7 protein-coding genes are annotated in these 6,891 nt (G+C 43.2%); 2 read left to right on the top strand and 5 right to left on the bottom strand.

The genetic code is table 11. The features are described from left to right. Positions 1 to 52: 52 nt before the first annotated feature. The 4 genes from RMO84_RS13945 to folP all read right to left on the bottom strand — a co-directional run bounded on the left by RMO84_RS13945 (position 53) and on the right by folP (position 3,990). Positions 53 to 1,651 (bottom strand): FAD-binding oxidoreductase, encoded by a 1,599-nt coding sequence (locus RMO84_RS13945; RefSeq protein ID WP_310489054.1) that lies wholly within the window; start codon positions 1,649 to 1,651, stop codon positions 53 to 55. Positions 1,652 to 1,763: 112 nt separating this feature from the next. After that, a complete protein-coding gene (locus RMO84_RS13940) occupies positions 1,764 to 2,678 on the bottom strand; it encodes a bifunctional riboflavin kinase/FAD synthetase (protein WP_310489053.1) in 915 nt (304 codons plus the stop codon). Between the two features lie 114 nt (positions 2,679 to 2,792). Beyond that, positions 2,793 to 3,002: a hypothetical protein gene (locus RMO84_RS13935; RefSeq protein WP_310489052.1), complete on the bottom strand. Its 210-nt coding sequence runs from the start codon at positions 3,000 to 3,002 to the stop codon at positions 2,793 to 2,795. 136 nt (positions 3,003 to 3,138) lie between these two features. After that, on the bottom strand, positions 3,139 to 3,990 hold the full coding sequence (gene folP, locus RMO84_RS13930; protein WP_310489051.1) for a dihydropteroate synthase: 852 nt from the start codon (positions 3,988 to 3,990) through the stop codon (positions 3,139 to 3,141). Positions 3,991 to 4,195: 205 nt separating this feature from the next. Between folP and RMO84_RS13925 the strand changes: the two genes are divergently transcribed. Both RMO84_RS13925 and RMO84_RS13920 read left to right on the top strand, forming a co-directional pair. Beyond that, positions 4,196 to 5,872 (top strand): tetratricopeptide repeat protein, encoded by a 1,677-nt coding sequence (locus tag RMO84_RS13925; protein ID WP_310489050.1) that lies wholly within the window; start codon positions 4,196 to 4,198, stop codon positions 5,870 to 5,872. Beyond that, positions 5,872 to 6,276: a hypothetical protein gene (locus RMO84_RS13920; protein ID WP_310489049.1), complete on the top strand. Its 405-nt coding sequence runs from the start codon at positions 5,872 to 5,874 to the stop codon at positions 6,274 to 6,276. The genes RMO84_RS13925 and RMO84_RS13920 overlap by 1 nt, the downstream gene beginning before the upstream one ends. A 30-nt stretch (positions 6,277 to 6,306) precedes the next feature. Here the strand turns inward: RMO84_RS13920 and RMO84_RS13915 are convergent. Further along, the coding region (locus RMO84_RS13915) for a DnaB-like helicase C-terminal domain-containing protein (protein WP_310489048.1) at positions 6,307 to 6,891 on the bottom strand (585 nt) is incomplete at its 5' end.

Below are 6,891 nucleotides of genomic sequence, written 5' to 3'. Positions count from 1 at the left end.
TTTTTCAGATGTCGTGTTAATATGCGATCGATTAACTCTAAATTGTGGGATTTTATCGCGCGACGAGATACCATTTATTGCTAAATAATTCGGTGGGATCGTATGTTTGTTTGAGCTGAAATAGTGTTTTGAGTTGAGGATACATTTGGTGAATTTGCGATCGACTATAGTAGCCGCGATATGCCAAATAAAACTTACCATCGATCGTCTGGAGATAGTCCATCATCTGGCGCGTAAATCTCGTCATCTGAGCTGTTCCCGTTTCAGCTTTGGGGATTTTGTAATAAGACACAAAAGCGTACATATCCGTATGCGCGTAACTAACTAGAGCTTCGGTATCTGGTTTGACTTTGCGAATCGTGACATTGAGTAATTGCATGTCATGAGTTAGCAACATCTTGCGATACGCTGCTATAAATTCCGGTACCTTCGCTACGGGAATAAAATATTCTTGCAGAACATCAGTTGTTTGCGGATCGTTGAGCTGGAGCGTCCGAAATGGAGCCGCCATCGCGGAATTACGAGTAAGTTGGGAGGGATCTAATCTCGAACCGATTTGCTGTTGCATAAACCAGCGAAATTGCCTGCCCCAATTATTAGCGCGAGAAGTGCGATAGACTAATTTGCGCAACCAAATACTATTGTCGCCACTAACGTCATCTACAAGTTGGGGATTAGTTGGAACTTTATCGAAGTAATAAATTTGGGCTGCTTTAATATAGTTATCTCGATCGATCGAAACTTGAGCTTCGATCGATTCCAAGTTCGATCGCTTAATTTGGGCTTCCATAAAGTCGATCGCCTGCTCGATCGGTTTGTGGACTACGGTATATTTATAAGTAGAATTTGGCTCGGTTTTGAGGACGACATTAGTAATAACGCCAAACAAGCCCATCCCGCCAATTGTGGCGCGAAATAATTCGGGGTTTTCGGTGCGACTGCAATTAATTTCCACACCTTGGGCATTTAAAAGTTTAAAGGAAACCACACTTTCAATCAGCGAACCAAAGCGCGGATCTTTGCCATGTGCGTTTACCGACAACGAGCCACCGACACTAAAAATATTCGAGTCTTGCATCACCCGCACGGCGCGTCCGTGTTTGCCTAGCTCACGCTGAATCTGCTGCCACGTCGCACCGCTGGCGACTGTCACCGTCGTGTCGGCGTTGTAAATGACGCGATCGAATTTTAGTAAGTCCAGGTGCAGCGAGTTGGGAGCGGCAATTTGTCCGCCCATACTATGCCTAGCTCCCGACATCGATATTTTATGCCCCGTCCGCTGGGCGGTGGCAATCAGGTGGCGAATTTCATCCACAGACTGAGGTTGATAGATGGCGGCGACTGGGGTAGGTTCGAGCCTGCTGGCATCAGTTATCGTCGCGGCGCGGAATTTATCGCGAGAAATATCTGTAAGTGCTGGAGCTAAGGTAAGCTTAGTGTCGATCGGGGGACGATAATATAAATCCTCAATCAGCCAGCGATAATTATCTCGATCCCATACCAAAAATTTCAGCGAGATTAGCCCTGCTATCGATCCAAACAGTAATATTGCTAACTTTTTCGTAACTTTTTTGCGGATTTTAGCGATATTTAGCGATCGAATCATCACATTGCAGTCGGGAGAAAATTGACGAGCTACGATCTGTAGCAAGAATATCGTAGGGTGCGTTACGCTCCGCGATAACACATCAAAGAGTAATAAATCTTATAAATCATTTGCGATTGTCATATTAAAGCATTACCCACCGAGATCGATCGCTAATTTAGATTTGAAAAAATATTCTGGCGGCATCGCAATCAGCTTGAATTTGACTGGTAAGTGCTGCCAGATCGGGGAATTTTTGTTCGGAGCGCAAGAATTGATGGAGATAGATTGTCAATTGCTGTCCGTACAGAATACCTTCCCAATCTAGTAAATGAATTTCTACAGTCGTATTGACACCATTTACCGTCGGACGTTTGCCGATATTCATCACGCCAGGTAATTGTTGTTGTGTGGGTGTATCGACGCGCACGCAATAAACACCCTGACGCGGCAAAAACTTTTCGGCTGGATATTGCAGATTGGCAGTCGGAAAACCGATCGATCGACCGATTTCTTGCCCATTAATTACCGTCCCGAAGATCGAATAATAGCGACCTAATAATTCTTGGGTAAGTTTTAAATCTGCTGCCAGTAAAGCCGCTCGAATTCGCGAACTACTAATCCGACTATCGCCATCGATTTCCAACGGTGCGATCCGCGTGGCGATACCAATTGCTGCTGTGAGATCGACTAAATCTGTCGCCGCACCAGCACGTTGATTGCCGAACCGAAAATCCTCACCCACGCTGACAAGTTTAGATTGCAATCGATCGTGTAAAATTCGATCGACAAATTCCGGTGGCGATAGTTTTACTAACTCGCGATCGAATGGTAATAAAACTAGTTGCTGAATGCCCAGTTTTTCTAAAATCTTCGCTTTTTCCTGTTGGGGCGTCAGGAGTTGGCGTTGTTGTCCGGTAAAATATTCCTGCGGATGCGGGTCGAATGTCACCACAGTTTTGTAGACACTGGGATCTTCCCAATCTAAAACAGGTTTAATCACCTCTAGATGACCCCGATGAATGCCGTCAAAGTTACCTAGCGCAATCGCTGTTGGGGTTAATAGATTGTCAAGAGATGATTTTATCTGCACTGTGTTTGGCTACTATCTGGCGATCGCGAGATGATTTTTGACGATCGAAGCTGAATAATTGAAACCGATAATCGAACAATAGTAAGATTGGATTGGCAGGGATATATTGTCAGCTTAATTTCCCAATCCCGTAATATGCTGCAAAATCATATCGATCTTCCCTTCAATATTATCGACTTTCCCTTCAAGTCTGGCGATATCTCCTCTCATCGCATCAGATTTATCTTGAAGTTCGTCTAGCTCGTCATAGACTTGCCCAAAAGCTTCATCGATGCTTTTCACTGGCATTTGAGTCGCTTCTAGACGTTGGATTGGCCAATCCATTTCGCGGACTCTCTGCCTGAAATCTCGATCTGGTTGGTTTGATTCGGGTGAGCTGGTCATAGCAGTCGATATTTTAAACCCTTCTCTATTTTCTCATTATTTTCTCTCAAGTGCTTGTACCGATTGCTGCTAGATCCTAATTTCTAAACATCGCATCGGCAACCCGACTGACATCGACCATTTCCGCGACATCGTGAACGCGCAAGATATCCGCACCCCTGGCAATCGCCGCACAGCAAGCGGCTGAAGTGCCCCACAAGCGACGTTCTGGGTCGGGTTGGTTCAAAATCTTGCCGATGAAGCTTTTGCGCGATACACCGACTAATAGGGGAAGATCCAGGATCTCGAACCTATCTAAATGGCGAATAATCTCGATACTCTGCTGATATTGTTTGGCAAACCCAATCCCCGGATCGAGAATAATCTTAGCTCGATCGATCCCAGCATTCACCGCTCGATCGATCTGCATCTCAAAGAAGGCTAAAATCTCACCGACGACATCATCATACTCGGTCATCTGCTGCATCGTCGCTGATGTCCCGCGCATGTGCATCAGCACATAAGGCACCCCCAGTTGCGCGACTGTCTCAAACATCCGCTCGTCAAATTGACCCCCAGAGACATCATTGATAATATCCGCACCCGCTTCTATTGCCGATCGAGCAACGCTGGCTTTGGTAGTATCGATCGAAATGGGAATATGCTGAGTATCGGGATGTTGGCGCATCCCCTCAATTACCGGAAGCACCCGCGCTAACTCTGTCGCTTCATCTACAGGCGTCGCTCCTGGTTTGGTAGATTCACCGCCGATATCGATGATATCCACACCCGATCGTACCATCTGGATTGCTTGCGCGATCGCGGCATCCACCGTCGCAAATTTCCCCCCATCGCTAAAGCTATCGGGAGTCACATTCAAGACTCCCATAATATAAGTGCGACTCCCCCAATCAAAACTTTTACCGCCAATAGTTAATGCTTTAGGCATAGAATCCACCTGTGTTTGAACAAAATAAAAGTATGTTGACACAAGTTAGCTCGATCGAACATAATTCCGCATGCTCTGAGCCTACAACAGAGCGACACCGGATCGGTTTTCAAGTCATCAGGCTTGTAGCGACATCATTCATAATTTAGATGCGATTGGGTTAAAATAGAAGAGGAAAGTTCCTTTGATTACTTTGAGCCGATGTATGATGCTCGATCTTTCTCTCAAATTTAATGAAAGCTATGCTGCTTTTCAAGCAAAGCCTTCCGATCTGGATAGCTTGGACAGCTCCGTTCATCCATATTCCCAATGGCAGGATGAAGGAGACAAGCTTTACGAGCGCGGAAAATATGAAGAGAGCATTAAATATTATGAACGTGCTTTAGTAAATAAGTCAGATGAATATCGGATTTGGAATAAACTTGGCTTATCGCAAACCGCACTGAAGCAATATCAGCAAGCTATATCTAGTTTTGAGCAGGCGATCGAAATCGATGGAGATATATATGCCGCTTGGTATAACAAGGGTAATGTATTGCGCGAGTTAAAGCATTATGAGGATGCGATCGCCAGCTATGACAGATCGTTGGATTGTCAGCCAGCGCAACATAAAGATTGGATTCTGCATAATAGAGGGCTTGTTTTATGGGATTTAGGTCGCTTTGAGGAAGCGTTGAATAGTTTTGACTTGGCGACAGGTGATAATCCTAATAACTTTCAATCATGGACTAATCGAGGTATTATGCTATCTTATCTTAGCAGAGATCGGGAAGCACTAGATAGTTATAAGCAGGCAATCTCGATCAAAGCTAATGAGTTTATTATATGGGCTAGCCAAGCAACAGTACTTACTAAATTAGGCGATCTTGAAGCAGCACTCAAAAGTTGGAATAAATCGGTTGAACTAGAAGATTGGAATGATAAATTATGGAACGATCGAGGCGTAGTTCTTTATAAACTAGGTAGATATTCAGGAGCACTTGAAAATTTCGACAGGTCTATAGCTCTCAATCCCAAAGAAGAAATTGCATGGTTTAACAGAGGTAATGTACTACGTATATTGGGTCGTTTTGATGAAGCACTTGCAAGTTACGATCGAGCTTTAGAGCTTAATCCAAAGTGTGATACTGTTTGGGTTAATCGAGGAGTTGTACTGGCAGAACTGCATCGATTTGACGAGTCAATTGATAGCAATGAACGAGCCATCGATCTAAATCCAAACAATGATAGTGCTTGGAATAATCGAGGTTCCGATCTGTATACTTTGGGATTGTATCAAGAAGCTCTTGATAGCTTCGATCGAGCTGTTGGCCTGAAATTCAATAAATCATTATATTGGGCTAATCGAGGTAATGCCTTACGCGAGTTGGGTCAACTTGAAAATGCATTAGCTAGTTACAATACAGCCTTATCGATCGATCCAGCCTATTCTCAAGCTCAATCTTGGTACGGTAATGTCCTTAAGGATATCGAGCAGAAAAATGCAGAAAGAATTGGAACGTTAAGCAAACGAGAACAACCGTCAACTCATGTTTCTATATCATCGATAGAGTCAGATCGATCTTCTACAGATATAGTTCGTACTGTCGATCGAGATGGTAACATGTTTGAATATCATCTCAAAGATTTATATCCAAATGAAGAATCTTACCAATATACAACTAATCAATCGAAACTATTTGCAGAGTGTCTGCCAGAATTAATCGCAAAATATGGCGGACATTATGTTGTCTTTGAAGATGGAAAAGTTATCGATAAAGATGAAGATGAAGATGTTTTACTAGAGCGAATCTGGAAAACTGATTTTATCAAAGAAAGAATGGGTGTTGACGGTCATGGTATATATTGTCATTTAGTTCCTGCTCGACGATCGACTCCATAATGCCCAGTAATTTTTCTTACACTAGAGTTGAAGGTATTTCTCCAATTCCTATTCTGAATATCTATCTTCAAAATCCGCTCGATCCTGAATTATCGATGGATTTTGACTTTGCAATTTTAGACACAGGTTCGGACATTACTATTATTTCTTATGAAATTGTTTCTAAACTTCAGCTTAGGCAGATCGACAACCAAAAATCTATTCCCTTTAGAGGACTAGGTAGAGAAACACTAGGTATTCCTTATCTCATCAATCTTAGTTTTGACGATCGAGATTATGCTAGATCGAAAGTATTCGCTGTTCCAGAGGATATTTTACAAGGGGAGGCGATTATTGGGAGAAATATTCTCAATCGTCATTGCATCACTTTTGATGGACGCAAATTAGTATTTACGATCGACTAAATTGAATATTGCAACTAATATTGTATAATTTTAATTCATCGGACGAGCCAAATTTTTAAACTTGGTTAAACCAGGATCGAAAACTAATTTTACTACTCCTGTCGGGCCATTTCGATGCTTGGTGATAATCAGCTCTGTGATATCTCGATCGGGCGTATCGGGATTATAATAAGCATCGCGATAGAGCATAATAATTAAATCGGCGTCCTGTTCGATCGATCCACTTTCTCTCAAATCTGACATCATTGGACGCTTATTATTTCTCGCTTCAACGCTGCGACTTAATTGCGATAATGCAATTAATGGAACTTGTAACTCCCGTGCTAATCCTTTTAAACTTCTGGTGATTTTAGAGATTTCTTGAACGCGATTATCGCCGCCGCCTTCCATCAATTGGAGGTAATCGATCATGATCAATCCCATGAGCGCCATAGATTGCCAAAATGATTCGCCTATGGGGCGCAGGGTACGCACGGCCTCTTCCAGTTTTTTCTGGGCACCGAGCAAATTCCCTGCCGGTAAATCACCGGTAAACCCCCAAGCGAAGAGCACGAATCCCTTATCGACGGGATTGGACGTTCTATCAAAATACTCATGAAGAGCAAAAGATCTTGC

The organism is Chamaesiphon sp. VAR_69_metabat_338 (assembly GCF_031423935.1).
GTDB lineage: Bacteria > Cyanobacteriota > Cyanobacteriia > Cyanobacteriales > Chamaesiphonaceae > Chamaesiphon.
The sequence above is the reverse complement of the archived record's forward strand: the minus strand, read 5'-3'. Positions and strand labels throughout refer to the sequence as shown.

Coding starts and splice junctions, on each gene's coding strand:
- RMO84_RS13935 (WP_310489052.1), bottom strand. CDS start 3,002: ATGGATTGGCCAATCCAACGTCTAGAAGCGACTCAAATGCCAGTGAAA.
- folP (WP_310489051.1), bottom strand. CDS start 3,990: ATGCCTAAAGCATTAACTATTGGCGGTAAAAGTTTTGATTGGGGGAGT.
- RMO84_RS13925 (WP_310489050.1), top strand. CDS start 4,196: ATGATGCTCGATCTTTCTCTCAAATTTAATGAAAGCTATGCTGCTTTT.
- RMO84_RS13920 (WP_310489049.1), top strand. CDS start 5,872: ATGCCCAGTAATTTTTCTTACACTAGAGTTGAAGGTATTTCTCCAATT.